The sequence below is a fragment of the uncultured Agitococcus sp. genome (assembly GCF_937920075.1).
Taxonomy (GTDB): Bacteria; Pseudomonadota; Gammaproteobacteria; order Pseudomonadales; family Moraxellaceae; genus Agitococcus.
This window is the reverse complement of sequence record NZ_CALETI010000396.1, coordinates 1-14,867: the sequence shown is the minus strand read 5'-3', so window position 1 is coordinate 14,867 and position 14,867 is coordinate 1. Positions and strand designations below refer to the sequence as shown.

The window sequence follows — 14,867 nt, the reverse complement described above, 5'->3', positions numbered from 1 at the left end:
TCAACGGTTTTATGCTCACAAAACGCGCTAATTTTGGCAAAATGCGTAAGTCCTAATCTTCTAAAATACAAAAAGGCTTCACGCTAACCATGAAGCCTTTTTTAAAGTAAAGACTAGGCTCTTACGAGATTAATAGCCTAAGTCTTGATCATCCATTTGATCATCATATGGATAACCTGTTCCCATTGTACCACTGGTCATTGGGCCAATTGGTGCATTTGGTGCGCCAGCTGGACGTGGGTTACGGGATGGAACAACAGTAGAAATTGCGTGTTTGTAAACCATTTGGCTAACTGTGTTTTTTAATAACACAACATACTGGTCAAAAGATTCAATTTGACCTTGTAATTTAATGCCATTAACCAAGAAAATAGACACAGGAATACGCTCTTTACGCAGAGCATTTAAAAACGGGTCTTGTAAGGTTTGCCCTTTAGACATGATTCGTCTCCACTGCCAAAACGGCAGATAAAATTTAATTAGTGCAAAAAACAAAATAAAAACAGAGTGCCGTTAGCCGCTTAATACAAATCTTTTTAATTACTCGGACAACCCCACTCTAAGGCAATTGAAAGTCAATTAAACCTGCTGCTCATTTTCGGCTAAATATAATTTTTCTCAAGCATTTTTGTAGGACAATCCAAGCATCTTCTGTATCAAGCTGGTGAACATCGTGTTCTAAACTACGCAACCATGTATGTTGACGTTTGGCTAACTGACGCGTTGCCACAATACCACGAAAACGCATCTCGTCAAAATCATATTGTTTTTCTAAATATTCCCAAACTTGACGATAACCCACTGAGCGCATAGAGGGTAAGTCTAAGTTTAAATCTTCCCGTTGTTTTAAACGTATTACTTCATCAATAAAACCTTGCTCTAACATTTTATCAAAACGTAATTCAATACGTTGATGCAAAATTTCTCTGGCTTTTGGCAATAAGGCAAACTGATAATATTGAAATGGCAATTCTTCTCGTTGTTGTTGTGCATGCCATGTTGATAAAGGCACACCCGTCACATAATAAACTTCTAAGGCACGTTGTAAACGTTGGGCATCTGTCGGCTTTAAACGCTGTGCGGTGATGGGGTCAACTTGTACCAATAATTGATGAATAGCAGGCCAACCTTGCTCTTGTGCTTGTAATAAGATTTTTTGTCTGATTTCTTCATTGGCTTGCGGCAAATTGGCTAAACCATCCTTAAAAACTTTAAAATATAACATCGTTCCCCCCACTAATAAGGGGATTCGTCCTTGTTGGTGAATCTCTGCAATATGTGCTAAAGCATCACTTCTAAAATCTGCTGCGGAATAAGGTTGGGCTGGATCACGAATATCAATTAAGCGGTGGGGTGCTAATGTTAACTCTGACTGAGTGGGTTTTGCTGTACCAATATCTAAACCTGTATACACCATACTAGAGTCAACAGAAATAATTTCTACAGGAAACTCTTGTGCCAAGCGAATTGCTAAATCTGTTTTGCCACTTGCAGTAGGCCCCATTAATAAAATAACGGGTTTATTTTCTGATTCAACAAATAAATTTTGCATTAATTAAAATTCTCTCAATTTCAAAGCTGTATAAAATACAGACAACATCACATTTTTTCGGACTTAATCATCATGATATAATTGCGATTACAATCAAGTCGTATTACATTAACTCCATTGAACAAGTATCAAGCGATATACGCCATAAACCAACAATTTTCGCAGATACTCATAGAATAAAACACTATAACAACACCTAAAAGTGCCTAAAGTGCCTTTTAAATATGGGATAACTTATCCATGACTCGCCTTAAGTTTCTAGCATTAAGTATCAGCTTATTTACTGCAGCTTGCTCACCACATCGCTTAATTGGCAATCAAATCAACCATTTTTCACAAGAAAACGTGTTACCCGTTGTCATGGCCAGTGATGATATCACGATGGTTTGTCATGCTAACGAAACCAATACGCCATTATTAATGTCATTTAATAAATTTGGCGTTGATAGTAGCCTGTTATTAGCAATGGGTTACTCTGGAGCAGCTACTTGTTTAGATGTTGAAGCTCATGAAAAACAAATCTGGTCAGCTCTTGCCGAGCGTCAAGGTTTAGTAAATATGGCTCAAGATGCTCGTATCGCTCAACAATTACTCAACCGCGATGCAGGCAAACGACAAATTTTAGCTTATCAAAACATGGCAAGCTACTTTAAACAAAATTATCAATACGAAATTGGCGAAGGCCAATGCCCAACAATTAAAGAAGATCGTGAACAATTGTTGTTAATTGTTGGCGCAACAGCTGCTTTACAGGCATTAAAAAATGACGTTGCTTCGGGACGCTTAATTAACTTTGATATGAGTATTCCTGCAAAAGTTGGCCGCGCGATGAGTTGTGTGGATAACGAAAAATGGTGGGGAGAACCTCAAGCCATTCAAGCTGGTCTAAAAGTTATCTTACCTAAAGATGCAGCTGAAGAACAACAAGCATGGCAAAAACTTCAAGATGCTACCGATATTGGTTTGCAAACAGGCGTTCGTTTAGCTCATGCAACTTATGCAGCAATTGCTAGCATTAAAGGTCGTGATGATTATTTGCGTGATGCACTCAAACGTTTTGAAGCTCTTCCAGAAGCCACTTTAAATACACAGTATAAATTACTCAACCAAATCGCTGCCTTACAAGTACGTCAAGTTGCTAATATGTATTGGGTTAAAAACGAAGGACGTCGCGCCCCTACCGAAAACTTTAGTCAATTTTGGGATGAAAAAGCTAAACCATCAGCCACAGTCAATCAATTACTTGATGAATTATAAGGATACAAACATGATGGTTTCCTTATCTCGTATTGTGCGTTGTGGTTTAATAGCCGCAAGTGCTATCGGCCTATCCGCTTGCTCAAAAGATCAAATTTTGGGCAATCATATTCGTCAATTCACCTTAGACCATGCCTTACCAGTTATCTTAAAAACTGATGATGTGCCAATGATTTGTAATGCCAATGATGGTTTAGCACCTTTAGTCATGGCCTATGGCAGATTTAATGTTGAAATTGATTTAATGATGGGGTTTGGTTTTGCAGGTTCTTCTATTTGCACCGAAAATCAAGCCGTTGAAAAAGAATTATGGTCTGCTTTAGCCGAAAGACAAGGTTGGACTGATGTTGCGATTGATGCGCGTATTAGTCAGCAACTTCTCAATAAAGAAGCTGCACTAAAACAGCTTAAAGCCTACCAACACAGTGTAAATTATTTCAAGAACGAATATGGCTATGAGCTAGGCGAAGGTAAATGCCCTAAGTTTAAATATGAAGTTGATGAGCTATTGCTCTTTGTTGGTGCTGTCAGTGCTTTACAAGCCTTACAAAATGACGTTGCTTCAGGCAGATTAGTTAATGTGGACATGGGGATTCCTCCCAAAATTGTTCATGCCATGGAGTGTTTAGACAATCAAAAATGGTGGGGATTTCCACAATCCTTACAAGCAGCTTTAATTGTTGTTTTACCTGAAAGTGAAGAAAAACAAGCTGAAGGTTGGCGAAAATTACAAGAAGCGGTAGATATTGGCTTAAAAGATGGGATGCGTCTAGGTCATGCCACCTATGCTGTTGTTGCGTATATTAAAGGCCGTGAAGATTATTTGCGTGATGCGCTAAAACGCTTTGAGGCTGTTCCTAGCGACAAAATCAATCCAGACTATAAGTTACTTGATGCGATTGCTGAAAAACAAATTCGGCATTTAGCTAATCGCTTGTGGATGCAAAAAGAAGGCCGCCGCGCACCAACTGAGGGGTATAGTGACTTTTTAGATGAAAAAAGACAACCAGACCCTAAACTGGATGGTTTATTAGACGATATTTAGGCTAAATTTGGACTTATGTCTAGTGTGCATAAGTCCTTTCCCCCAAACTTTGCAAAGTCTCTAACATCGCTGCCAACAGTCCTTGTCTATCGCCAAGATACCGTTGATAAAAACTGGAATGCAAAATTGCAGCCGTTCCCTGAACTAACGCCCAACCCGCTGTTAAATAATCACGTGGGGTCATGCTACTATTCTGCTCTTTTAAATAGCGAGCAACAATAGGTAATGCTTGTCGTAAATAACTTTTACGAATAAAGTATAAACGTGCAAAATAAGGTCTTAATGTTCGTCTTGTTGCTGCTAATTTATTTTCTAAACGTTCAAATAATAAATGCTTTTCGGGGGTTGCCAATCTAAAACTAAAATAAGCTTGGGCAACTTGATGAATATCGTCTGTTTTTACCGCATCATTCATTGTCATTGCTAACTCTTGTTCGTAAGCAATCAACACATGTAAAATTAATTCATCTTTACTTTGAAAATGTTTATAAATTGTCCCTTTTGCAATACCAACTCGTTCAGCAATCATTTCTATCGTAATAGCTTCGTCACCAAGCTCCAATAATAAATGCTCTGTCGCATCTAAAATAGCTTGCTCACGGGCTCTAAAAGCGATTGCACGTTGAGTCATATATTTATTCCAAATAAACGTCCAAAATTTGCGCTGGTTATTTGTGCTATTTCTTCAAAATGAAGCCCTCGCACTTCCGCCACTGCTTTAGCTACTGCTGGCAAATAACGAGGTTCATTTTTTTTACCTCGATACGGGACAGGTGCTAAATACGGCGAATCTGTTTCAATTAATATTCTGTCTAAAGGTACTTTTGCTGCAACTTCTCGCAATTCTTTGGCATTAGCAAAGCTGACAATGCCCGAAAAAGAAATGTAAAAGCCTAAATCTAAAGCTGCTTTTGCCGTATCCCAATCTTCGGTAAAACAATGTAAGACACCTTGTTCTGCTTGATGCGCTTTTAACAAATCAATCGTATCTTTTCTTGCTTCGCGAGTATGGACAATTAAGGGTTTGGCGCATTGTTTACTCGCCAAAATATGAGTGATAAAGCTTTGCTGCTGAACAGCCGCTTGCTCAGGATGATAATGATAATCTAAACCCGTTTCGCCAATAGCCACGACTTTAGGATGTTTTGCTAATTGACACAACAACTCAACCGTTGGCTGTTGATTCGCTTCTGCCACATCGGAAGGATGCACACCAACGGACATGGATACGTCACTATATTGCTCAGTAAACGCAGATAAAACAGGATAGTCGTCTAGTTCTACACTCACTGTTAAAAAATGACTCACGCCCTGTTCTCTTGCTGCTTGTAAAGCAAGAGCCAAATTTCCTTGATAAGCTTGTAAATCTAATCGGTCTAAATGGCAATGCGAATCTATAAACATTGATTTATTTCTTTACAAAGTAAATGTTGGTTTGTCTGATTGCAACGAACCACCTAATTGGGCTTCAATTTTACGGCGAATATTATCACCTTCAATGCCTGCTAAAGCTAAGGCAAAACCTGCCAAACGATTCCCATGTGTACGGTGGTTAACCCATACCACTTTTGATGTTAATGGCATTCTTTCGGTTTCATCAGGCAAAATAACGACTGCGAATAACTCATCGCCCAATTTTGGTATTTTCATGGTCGGAATAAAGATTGCCCCACCTTTCATAAAAGGCATATAACTGGCATATAGTTGTGCTTTATCTTTAAATTGCAGGGTTTGAATACCTGCACCTCGCGGTAATCCCATTTTATTCACCTATTATCAAATAGTGTAGTGTTCAGGCGACACGTAATGAAAACCAAAGATTTTCTAAAATTAAATTAGCTTGAATATTTGCTGCAATTAAACGCAAACCTTCTAAGCATTGTTGTTGTAATGCAATAATTTGCTGCGCTGATAAGCACTCAGCCATGCTGTTGATTATAGGCAATAAATCACTATTTTTAATAGCCTGTTGTTGGCCTAATTTGCTAAATAACACATCTGAAAACAGCAATTGTAGCATTTTTAATTGTTGCTCTGGTTCTAATTGCTTATGAAACGATTGTAAGGCCAGCAATGCTGTTTGCTTTTGCTGTAATACGGCCAAAATTGCTTTGGCTAATACGTGGCGTTGCTCAAGCCATGATTGATCTTGTAAGGCTAATGCCGCTAATGGCGCACCTGCACTAAGGGCAAGCAGCAAATCTGCCTGTTGTGCTTGTTTTAATTGTTTGCCTAACCAAACTTTAGCTTGAGCTAGATCAGGCACTACAAAATTAAATTGTTGGCAACGACTGCGAATAGTTGCTAATAAACTCAGTGGCTGCTCTGTTAATAAGATAATTGCGGTATTTTTTCCTGCCTCTTCCAAGTTTTTTAATAAACTGTTGGCGGCATTGGTATTTAAAGTATCAGCATGATGAATCACCGCCACCCGATAACCATTAAGTTGTGCTGATTTGTTCAAAAAATCTAACAATTCACGAATTTGATCAACTTTAATCACTTGGCTAGTTTTGCCTTTATCATCGACTAATTGAGCGACCAAACGATAATCTGGATGACTTTGCGCCTGCCATAATTGACAACTTTTACACAAACCACACGCGCCATCTGACTGAGGTTGTTGACACAATAGCCATGCGCTCATCACTTGGCTAAATTCAAACAAACCAACACCTTGCACACCACTAAAAATAAAGGCATGAGGCAAAGTTTGACGCGCACGGCTTTGCACTAAAATTTGCCAAATAGCCTGCTGCCAAGGGTAAACTGTGTTCATAAAGTATGAATCGCAACTAAATGTGCCAAGACTTGTTTTACTTGTGCTTGAACTTGTTCAACACTCAAACTAGCATCAATACGTCGATAACGTTGCGGATAGGTTTCTGCACGTTGGGCATATACAGCGCGAACACGTTGAAAAAAATCAACTTTTTCTTGCTCAAAACGATCTAGCTGTTGGCGGGCTGCGGCTCTTGCCAAACCTATTTCTACAGGCGCATCTAGCCAAAAGGTAATATTGGGTTGCAAGTCACCCTGTACCATATTTTCTAATAAGGCTATTTCGGCAACAGGTAATCCGCGCCCACCACCTTGATAAGCATAACTTGCATCGGTAAATCTGTCAGAAATCACCCACTTTTTATGTTGTAATGCTGGTTTAATCACCTGAGAAATGTGTTGTGCGCGCGCTGCAAACATCAATAATAACTCGGTATGATAAGCCATTTTTTCCTCATCTTTACTCAATAATAAATGACGAATTTTTTCGGCTAAAGGTGTGCCACCAGGTTCACGCGTACAGACAAAAGGCACATGATGCTCTTGCAAATAAGCCTGAATAAAATTTAAAACGGTGCTTTTACCAACCCCTTCCGTACCTTCTAAACTAATAAAAACAGGCATGTTATCTTCTCTCTCGACGGGTTTGTAAATAGTCAGCAACTGCTTGATTATGTGCAGCTAAGGAGTCACTAAAGGTATGCTCACCACTGCCATCACCCTTGGCCACAAAATATAAAGCTTGAGTTTTTGCAGGCTGTAACGCGGCCTCAATCGCTGCTTTACTAGGCAAAGCAATAGGAGTTGGCGGTAATCCATTGATTTTATAAGTATTATACGGCGTATAAGTTAATAAATCACTTTTACGAATATTACCATTATAATTGTCACCCATGCCATAAATCACGGTTGGATCAGTTTGTAAGCGCATTCCTATCCGTAAACGATTAATAAATACACCAGCAATCAATGGCCGTTCCGCTGCTGCACCCGTTTCTTTTTCAACAATAGACGCCATAATTAAGGCTTCGTAAGGTGTTTTATACGGCAAATTTTCGGTTCTATTTTGCCAAGCCTTGTTTAAGATTTTTTCTTGTTGTTGATATAAACGTTTTAACACTTTTAAATCTGTATCATCAAGCGCGAAAATATAAGTATCAGGTGCAAATAAACCTTCTGGATGTTGTATTGGTACTCCCAACATTGCTAATACTTCAACATCACTTTTGCCAAGTAAGGTTTGTTTGATCTCTGAATTTTTTTCAATTTGCTGACGAAGCTGCTTAAACGTTGTTCCTTCAATGACGGTGATTTTGGTCATTACCAATCCTTCACCTTTACTCAATTGTGTTAACAAACGTACTAAAGAAATCGGCTGCTTAAATAAATATGTACCTATTTGTAAGTTTTTAGGGGCATTAACTTTTAAATAGGCTTTAGCCAATAAAGCACTTGGCAGCAACTGATCTTTTTCTAATTGTTGAAGCACTTGGCTATAACTACTGCCTTTTTCTATTGAAATCTTATAACCCGTACTCGGCATTGCTAAAGCACTAAATAATCCCTGATACAACCATAAACTAACAGCCAATATCACCACTATTAACGATGCAAAAACGACTTTAAGGTAATTTTTTTTAACGGTGTTATTTTTTTGCGAAATCGTTTTTTTAGTCGTCACTCGTGGCTTTTTCTCTGCTTGCTGAGTTGGTTTAGTACGACTTTTACTGCTATTGCTTCGAGCTTTAGTCTGAGTTTCACTAGACTTAGTTTTAGAATTGCGTGGTGTTTTGGGTACTTGTTCAGACATAATGTAATAAACTTTGTAATTGTTGCGTCACAGGATTCTGTGCAAAGGTTTTTTCAGCAAGCCGTTTAACAGGCCAAATACCATATAAACTATTGCAAAAAAACACCTCATCAGCCGTTAACATATCGCTTGGTGATATGTTGATGATTTGTGTTGGCAATAAAATTTGTTGCGCCAAAGATAACAAATGACGACGCATAACTCCATCTACACCTGATAGATCTAAACGAGGTGTTTGTAACTGACCATTTTTTATAATAAATAAATTACTAAAAACGCCTTCAATGACATAGCCTTGCTCATTACAAACAATCGCTTCAGGAAAAGATGTTTGTGCCAATTCTTGACGTAACAAAACTTGCTCTAAACGATTAAGATGCTTTAAACCTGCTAACAACTTTCCACAAGACAATTGCTGCTGCAAAAAATCGGTATCAATACCTTGTTGATAATGTTGTGGATGATGATGACTCGGATAAGCATAAAAATAACAATGGGTCTGCTGATTGGCTTCGGGTAAATAACCTCTGCCCCCCACACCACGACTGACAATAATCTTAGCTATACAATCCGGATACAATGCCATAAACCGCAAAAAATCTTCTTGCCACTGAGCCAAATTTTGACAATCAATCAATAATCGTTGGCAACCTTGCTCCAAACGTTGCCAATGAAGGTCTATTAAACTCGCCTGTCCTTGACGAATGGCAATTGTTGAAAACAAGCCATCACCATAATTAAAGGCTCTCTCAGTCAGAGATAAGGTTTGTATAGCTTGGCCATTTAACCAACACGCTAACATATTGTTCTCCAAAACCTTTTCATTACCATGCTCAGTTAATGTCATATTTTGTTGCAAAATTGCGATGCAGCACACAGCTTTTAAGTCTATTCTTTGAACAGTCAACTTTTATCTATCAATCAATGTTTAACTAATATACATTTGCAATTTTAATAAGGTATTACTTTATATTTTTTAGATAATTTATTGATTTTTAAATAAATTAAAAATTTTACAAAAGCCATCATTTAGGGTATTTTAGCACATCTGCTTGTGGCCAAAAACAGGGATAGTAACTCTAGAGGGTATTTAATAATGATTAACAAGCTCTACAAAACTGCGTCTTTAGTTCCTTCAGTTGATTTACCAATTGACGCATCGACAGAACATTTAGAATTACGTCTATTGCCTTATTGGTCTGGTGTTAAACACTTTCGTACTAACGCCCTATTTAATCACCATACACCCCAAGATTATTACTGGCAAATTTTACGGCACAACCAAAACCCAACTATTGTGGATGGCAAAATAGTCGGATTTCATACTCGCTCTGATATGTATTTATCCCGCCTCCCCCACTGTTTGCAACATAAAATCTGGCAAAATTTTGGTATCGCAAGTAATGATAGTTATCACAGCTCTCGCTGTTAGGGCTTAGGGTCTGTTGATTAGCATAAAAATAACTTTGTTATATTGCTTTAAATAATCATGGCTTTTATTTTAGCTCGATAATTTTTATTGAGCCTACAACAATGAGCCAATCTTTTCAGCTTAAAGAACAATTTTCGGTAGCACGTCCTATCGAGCAAGTCTTTGACTATTTGGCAGATTTTAGCCAAATTGTCGATTGGGATCCGAGTGTCTTTAGTGCCAAAAAAATATCTCAAGGTGCCATTAAACAAGGTAGTCAATTTGATTTAATTATAAAATCAGCAGGCCGAAAACTACCTATGGCTTATGAGTTAATTGATTATCAACCTTATCACTCATTAACTTTTTTAGGTAAAGCAGAAGGCTTCACAGCCACCGACCGCATTGTTTTAAAAGCGCAAAATGACCATACGCATATTACTTGGCAAGCTGATTTAGAATTTACAGGTGTTTTACAATATCTTATTCCCGTGATGCGTCGCTCATTGCAGCAATTAGGCCAAAACTCCATGCGTGGCCTAGAACAAGCTCTTAATGATAATTATCCTGTTCCTATAGCTGCATCTGAGTCCTTAAAGCAAAAATTAGTTTTACCTGCTCTATGGCCTTTTACGAAATATGGCTATTTGCAAGCACAAAAAAATTGGCATCCTGTTTCTGCGTCAATTAAAAACAAACATGTTGTGATTACTGGCACTAGCTCTGGCTTAGGCTTAGCAGCCGCTAAATCATTAGCTGCTAAAGGGGCTGATCTTACCCTTGTTATGCGTAATGCAAACAAAGCAAAATCTATTCAAGCATCTTTAATCAAAGAAACGGGAAATCCACACATTCACATCGAATTGGCCGATTTAAGCCTAATGAATGATGTGTTAGCACTAAGTCAACGATTGATAAAAAATGCTAAGCCGATTGATGTCTTAATTAATAATGCTGGGGCATTATTTAATCCGCGCCAACAAACTAAAGAAGGTTTAGAGCAAAGCTTTGCTTTATTACTATTATCGCCTTTTATATTAACCGAACAACTAAAATCTTTATTAATCAAAGGCTCTAGAGTGATTAATGTTTTGTCAGGTGGTATGTATAGCCAAAAAATTGATGTTGATGATCTAGAAAATAAAGGCGGAGCTTATTCTGGCAGTGTTGCTTATGCTAAGGCTAAACGTGGCTTAATGATAACAACCGAACAATGGGCAAACACGTGGCAAACAGATGGGATTTGTGTTCATGCTATGCATCCTGGTTGGGCTGAAACAACAGGTGTTATCAGTGCTTTACCTGAATTTTATCGTTTAACTAAACCTTTATTAAGATCACCAGAGCAAGGTGCTGATACTATTGTTTGGTTGGCAACCGCTACGGAAGCAGGCAAATGTACAGGACTTTTTTGGTTAGATAGACAGCCTCAAGCCACACATTTATTAGCTAAAACCCAAGAGACCGCTCAACAGCGTGAGCAATTACGCTTGTCTTTATTAAGCTATCAACAACGGTTTATGGCTGTACCTCAATAAGTTTGGTAGCCCGTGTGAAGTGCAACGTAACACGGGATTTATGGTAAAAATCATAACTTAATGTTTCAAATACATTTTTTCTGTATTTCGCTACGCTGCATACAGGCTACATAGCTTTCTTTTTGATATGTGATTAGGCATGTCAAACACTCCCAGTTATGCCAAAGTTATAGTCTGTATGCAGCGTAGCTAAGGGCAATCCTGTGATACGTTGCATTTAACACAGACTATTTAACACCTAACTCAATGGGTTTCATTCCTCAACCCATCCGTCTAAGTCTTAATTTAAATCCGTTTAAAAATCAATGAGCCATTAGTTCCGCCAAAACCAAAAGAATTTGACAAAGCAACATCAATCTTCATCGGACGTGCTTGATGCGGCACATAATCTAAACGACAAGCAGGGTCAGGGTTATTTAAATTAATTGTGGGAGGGGCGATATTGTCACGAATCGCCAATACACTAAAAATGGCCTCTACTGCGCCTGCTGCACCTAATAAATGACCAATCATCGACTTGGTAGAGCTAACTGCTAACGTTGTTGCATGTTCACCAAACACACTTTCAATCGCACGCGACTCGGCAACATCACCCGCAGGGGTACTTGTACCATGCGCGTTAATATAATCCACAGCATTTGGTTCAAGTTGAGCATCCTTGAGTGCATTCGTCATTGCGGCTGCTGCACCTTCACCTGTTTCAGGGGGAGCAGTAATATGAAAAGCATCATCACTCATGCCAAAGCCAACTAATTCAGCGTAAATTTTTGCACCACGTTTTAATGCGTGTTCATATTCTTCCAAAATTAAGATACCTGCACCATCGCCCAACACAAAACCGTCACGATCTTTGTCAAATGGACGACTCGCTGCTTGCGGATTATCATTGCGCGTCGATAAGGCTTGCGCTGACGAAAAACCTGCAATGCCTAAAGGCGATGACGCTTTTTCTGCACCACCTGCCACAAATACATCCGCATCACCATACGCAATTAAGCGTGCTGCCAAGCCAATACAATGGGTTGCTGTGGTACAAGCCGTGGTTAACGCTAAATTTGGCCCTTTAAGACCATAACGAATCGCCAACAAACCTGCGGCCATATTAATAATTGAACCCGGCACAAAAAACGGTGAAATTTTACTTTTTTGCAATAGTTGCTGATGGTTTGCTTCGATAGTGGTTAAACCGCCAATGCCAGAACCTAAAGCCACACCAATCCGTGAGGCATTTTCGGGGGTAACAGTGAGTTGCGCATCTTGAATCGCTTGCACACCTGCTGCAATACCATAGTGCATAAATTCATCATAACGGCGTAATTCTTTGGCAGGCAAATATTCTTCAGCTTTAAAATCGCGAACAAGGCCAGCAAAACGGGTTTTATATTGACTGGCATCAAAATGATCAATATGAGAAATTCCACTCTTTCCTTGTAAAATATGGCTCCATGTGCTGGCAACATCTGCCCCTAAACTGGTAACCATGCCCAAACCAGTCACAACAACCCGACGGCGGCTCATATGTTTCTCCAATTATTAACAACATTTAAAAACGAAAACTAGGTGTTGTCGCGTATGGTGAGCGGAGTCGAACCATAGCAAATAACACTTCGACTTCGCTCAGTGTACGATTAAATTATATTTTAGTGCTTATTTAAGCATATTTATTTGACATTAAAATTGCAAAAAAAAACCGCATGACCCGCGGTAACGGGATGCGGTATTTTTGTCAGTTGTCCAATTATTTTGTATTGGCAACAACGTAATCAATGGCAGCTTGTACTGTATTGATTTTTTCAGCTTCTTCATCAGGAATTTCGGTTTCAAATTCTTCTTCTAAAGCCATGACTAATTCAACGGTATCTAAAGAATCAGCACCGAGATCATCAACAAAAGAAGATTCGTTTTTAACGTCTTCTAATTTAACACCTAATTGCTCGGCAACGATTTTTTTAACGCGTTCTTCGATGTTACTCACTTTCTTTGTTCTCCTGTGGGTAGATTCTATTTTTATTGATGTTCTGTATGAGATCATCAATAAACAATCGCCGTAGTGTATGAAGCTCTGCGCTTTATCGCAACACCTAAACGATTGTTTGATTAAAAGAGTTACATATACATACCGCCATTGACGTCTAAAGTCACGCCATTGATGTATCCTGCTTGGTCACTGGCCAAAAAAGCAACAGCATAGGCAATTTCTTCGGGTTGTCCCAAACGGTTTGCTGGAATTTGAGCCAACATCACCGCTTGTTGATCTTCGGTTAAAACATCGGTCATATCGGTTTTAATAAAACCTGGTGCAATACAATTGACAGTAATCGCGCGGCTGCCCATTTCTTTGGCTAAGGCGCGGCTAAAACCTTCTAAGCCTGCTTTTGCAGCGGCATAGTTACATTGTCCTGCATTACCCATTTGGCCGACCACAGAACTAATATTAATAATTCGCCCCCAACGTGCTTTACCCATGCCTTTTAAACAGGCTTTGGATAAACGAAAAATGGCCGTTAAGTTGGTATTAATCACCGCATCCCAATCGCTATCTTTCATGCGTAATAACAAACCGTCTTTAGTAATACCCGCATTATTAACTAAAATTAATGGTGTACCAAAACGCTCTTGTACTTGGGCTAAAAATTTATCAATTGCATCAGCTTGTGTGACATCTAATGCCAAGCCAGCACCATTATATTCTGCTAAATATTGGCTAATGGCCTCTGCACCTGCCTCGGTGGTGGCTGTACCAACCACAATCGCACCTTGACTCGCTAATTGTTGAGCAATTGCCTTACCAATACCACGACTTGCGCCTGTCACAATGGCAACTTTGCCTTGTAATGACATAATAAACTCCTATTTGATCGCCAAAGCTGCCGTTAATCCTGCAACATTTTCTAAAGACTCACAGATCAGTGCTTTGTTAATACGTTTATTTAAACCACACAACACTTTGCCCGAACCACATTCAACGACACGAGTGACACCTTGTGCGGCTAAATACTCAACGGTTTGTACCCAACGTACAGGGCTATAAAGCTGTGCTACTAAAGCTTGGCGAATAGCGGTGACATTTGGTTCAACCGTTGCCCCAACATTTTGCACCACAGGAATTGCAGCTTGATGAAAATCGATATTATCTAAGGCTTCACCTAACATAGCCGCCGCAGGACGCATTAAAGAACTATGGGCTGGTACACTGACAGGTAAAATAAGCGCGCGTTTTGCACCACGTTCAGAGGCTGCCTTCATTGCAGCATTGACAGCGTCTGTTTCGCCGGCAATAACGACTTGTGCAGGTGCATTAAAATTGACCGCTTCGACAATGCCAACCTTGCTTGCTGATTGACAGGACGCAATGACATCCGCATCATCTAAACCTAAAATCGCAGCCATTGCTCCTAAACCCATTGGTACAGCTTGTTGCATTAAGCGTCCGCGCAAGGCGACTAATCGTACACCATCAGCTAGAGACATGA

General features: G+C 39.2%; 16 protein-coding genes and 1 pseudogene. 4 read left to right on the top strand and 13 right to left on the bottom strand.

What is annotated here, in order from left to right; genetic code table 11:
* Window positions 1-219: 219 nt before the first annotated feature.
* Both hfq and miaA read right to left on the bottom strand, forming a co-directional pair.
* A pseudogene (gene hfq / locus Q0212_RS13780) lies at window positions 220-441 on the bottom strand (RNA chaperone Hfq); the annotation flags it as partial.
* A gap of 151 nt (window positions 442-592) precedes the next feature.
* Window positions 593-1,552, bottom strand: coding sequence for a tRNA (adenosine(37)-N6)-dimethylallyltransferase MiaA (gene miaA / locus Q0212_RS13775; protein ID WP_297926511.1), 960 nt, complete (start codon window positions 1,550-1,552; stop codon window positions 593-595).
* A gap of 240 nt (window positions 1,553-1,792) precedes the next feature.
* Here miaA and Q0212_RS13770 point away from each other — a divergent pair, with 240 nt between their 5' ends.
* Window positions 1,793-2,809, top strand: a complete 1,017-nt coding sequence (locus Q0212_RS13770; protein WP_297926509.1) for a hypothetical protein — start codon at window positions 1,793-1,795, stop codon at window positions 2,807-2,809.
* A 10-nt stretch (window positions 2,810-2,819) separates the two neighbouring features.
* Window positions 2,820-3,854, top strand: coding sequence for a hypothetical protein (locus tag Q0212_RS13765; RefSeq protein ID WP_297926507.1), 1,035 nt, complete (start codon window positions 2,820-2,822; stop codon window positions 3,852-3,854).
* Window positions 3,855-3,873: 19 nt separating this feature from the next.
* Here Q0212_RS13765 and Q0212_RS13760 read toward each other — a convergent pair whose 3' ends face one another.
* The 7 genes from Q0212_RS13760 to pabC are packed head-to-tail and all read right to left on the bottom strand — an operon-like array spanning window position 3,874 to window position 9,292.
* The gene (locus Q0212_RS13760; protein ID WP_297926505.1) at window positions 3,874-4,485 is read right to left on the bottom strand and encodes a TetR/AcrR family transcriptional regulator; all 612 of its coding nucleotides are present in this window, start codon (window positions 4,483-4,485) and stop codon (window positions 3,874-3,876) included.
* The gene (locus tag Q0212_RS13755) at window positions 4,482-5,258 is read right to left on the bottom strand and encodes a TatD family hydrolase (protein WP_297926503.1); all 777 of its coding nucleotides are present in this window, start codon (window positions 5,256-5,258) and stop codon (window positions 4,482-4,484) included. The genes Q0212_RS13760 and Q0212_RS13755 overlap by 4 nt, the downstream gene beginning before the upstream one ends.
* A gap of 12 nt (window positions 5,259-5,270) precedes the next feature.
* Entirely contained in the window at window positions 5,271-5,615 is a 345-nt protein-coding gene (locus Q0212_RS13750; RefSeq protein WP_297926501.1) for a PilZ domain-containing protein, read from the bottom strand.
* Between the two features lie 31 nt (window positions 5,616-5,646).
* Window positions 5,647-6,633 carry a DNA polymerase III subunit delta' gene (gene holB, locus Q0212_RS13745; protein WP_297926499.1) on the bottom strand — a complete coding sequence of 329 codons (987 nt, stop codon included), beginning with the start codon at window positions 6,631-6,633 and terminating at the stop codon, window positions 5,647-5,649.
* Window positions 6,630-7,259: a dTMP kinase gene (gene tmk, locus Q0212_RS13740; RefSeq protein WP_297926497.1), complete on the bottom strand. Its 630-nt coding sequence runs from the start codon at window positions 7,257-7,259 to the stop codon at window positions 6,630-6,632. The genes holB and tmk overlap by 4 nt, the downstream gene beginning before the upstream one ends.
* Before the next feature lies 1 nt (window position 7,260).
* Window positions 7,261-8,445 (bottom strand): endolytic transglycosylase MltG, encoded by a 1,185-nt coding sequence (gene mltG / locus Q0212_RS13735; protein ID WP_297926496.1) that lies wholly within the window; start codon window positions 8,443-8,445, stop codon window positions 7,261-7,263.
* Window positions 8,438-9,292, bottom strand: a complete 855-nt coding sequence (pabC, locus tag Q0212_RS13730) for an aminodeoxychorismate lyase (RefSeq protein ID WP_297926494.1) — start codon at window positions 9,290-9,292, stop codon at window positions 8,438-8,440. The genes mltG and pabC overlap by 8 nt, the downstream gene beginning before the upstream one ends.
* A 249-nt stretch (window positions 9,293-9,541) precedes the next feature.
* Here pabC and Q0212_RS13725 point away from each other — a divergent pair, with 249 nt between their 5' ends.
* Both Q0212_RS13725 and Q0212_RS13720 read left to right on the top strand, forming a co-directional pair.
* Window positions 9,542-9,877, top strand: a complete 336-nt coding sequence (locus Q0212_RS13725; protein WP_297926492.1) for a hypothetical protein — start codon at window positions 9,542-9,544, stop codon at window positions 9,875-9,877.
* Window positions 9,878-9,978: 101 nt separating this feature from the next.
* The gene (locus Q0212_RS13720) at window positions 9,979-11,394 is read left to right on the top strand and encodes an SDR family NAD(P)-dependent oxidoreductase (RefSeq protein ID WP_297926489.1); all 1,416 of its coding nucleotides are present in this window, start codon (window positions 9,979-9,981) and stop codon (window positions 11,392-11,394) included.
* Between the two features lie 285 nt (window positions 11,395-11,679).
* Here the strand turns inward: Q0212_RS13720 and fabF are convergent, their stop codons facing one another.
* The 4 genes from fabF to Q0212_RS13700 all read right to left on the bottom strand — a co-directional run.
* Entirely contained in the window at window positions 11,680-12,912 is a 1,233-nt protein-coding gene (fabF, locus tag Q0212_RS13715; RefSeq protein ID WP_297926487.1) for a beta-ketoacyl-ACP synthase II, read from the bottom strand.
* Window positions 12,913-13,132: 220 nt separating this feature from the next.
* Entirely contained in the window at window positions 13,133-13,369 is a 237-nt protein-coding gene (acpP, locus tag Q0212_RS13710; protein WP_297926486.1) for an acyl carrier protein, read from the bottom strand.
* Between the two features lie 131 nt (window positions 13,370-13,500).
* Window positions 13,501-14,235 carry a 3-oxoacyl-ACP reductase FabG gene (fabG, locus tag Q0212_RS13705; RefSeq protein ID WP_297926483.1) on the bottom strand — a complete coding sequence of 245 codons (735 nt, stop codon included), beginning with the start codon at window positions 14,233-14,235 and terminating at the stop codon, window positions 13,501-13,503.
* A gap of 9 nt (window positions 14,236-14,244) precedes the next feature.
* Window positions 14,245-14,867, bottom strand: a 623-nt coding sequence (locus tag Q0212_RS13700; RefSeq protein ID WP_297926481.1) for an ACP S-malonyltransferase, incomplete at its 5' end; no start/stop codon positions are given.

Coding starts and splice junctions, on each gene's coding strand:
- miaA (WP_297926511.1), bottom strand. CDS start 1,552: ATGCAAAATTTATTTGTTGAATCAGAAAATAAACCCGTTATTTTATTA.
- Q0212_RS13770 (WP_297926509.1), top strand. CDS start 1,793: ATGACTCGCCTTAAGTTTCTAGCATTAAGTATCAGCTTATTTACTGCA.
- Q0212_RS13765 (WP_297926507.1), top strand. CDS start 2,820: ATGATGGTTTCCTTATCTCGTATTGTGCGTTGTGGTTTAATAGCCGCA.
- Q0212_RS13760 (WP_297926505.1), bottom strand. CDS start 4,485: ATGACTCAACGTGCAATCGCTTTTAGAGCCCGTGAGCAAGCTATTTTA.
- Q0212_RS13755 (WP_297926503.1), bottom strand. CDS start 5,258: ATGTTTATAGATTCGCATTGCCATTTAGACCGATTAGATTTACAAGCT.
- Q0212_RS13750 (WP_297926501.1), bottom strand. CDS start 5,615: ATGGGATTACCGCGAGGTGCAGGTATTCAAACCCTGCAATTTAAAGAT.
- holB (WP_297926499.1), bottom strand. CDS start 6,633: ATGAACACAGTTTACCCTTGGCAGCAGGCTATTTGGCAAATTTTAGTG.
- tmk (WP_297926497.1), bottom strand. CDS start 7,259: ATGCCTGTTTTTATTAGTTTAGAAGGTACGGAAGGGGTTGGTAAAAGC.
- mltG (WP_297926496.1), bottom strand. CDS start 8,445: ATGTCTGAACAAGTACCCAAAACACCACGCAATTCTAAAACTAAGTCT.
- pabC (WP_297926494.1), bottom strand. CDS start 9,292: ATGACATTAACTGAGCATGGTAATGAAAAGGTTTTGGAGAACAATATG.
- Q0212_RS13725 (WP_297926492.1), top strand. CDS start 9,542: ATGATTAACAAGCTCTACAAAACTGCGTCTTTAGTTCCTTCAGTTGAT.
- Q0212_RS13720 (WP_297926489.1), top strand. CDS start 9,979: ATGAGCCAATCTTTTCAGCTTAAAGAACAATTTTCGGTAGCACGTCCT.
- fabF (WP_297926487.1), bottom strand. CDS start 12,912: ATGAGCCGCCGTCGGGTTGTTGTGACTGGTTTGGGCATGGTTACCAGT.
- fabG (WP_297926483.1), bottom strand. CDS start 14,235: ATGTCATTACAAGGCAAAGTTGCCATTGTGACAGGCGCAAGTCGTGGT.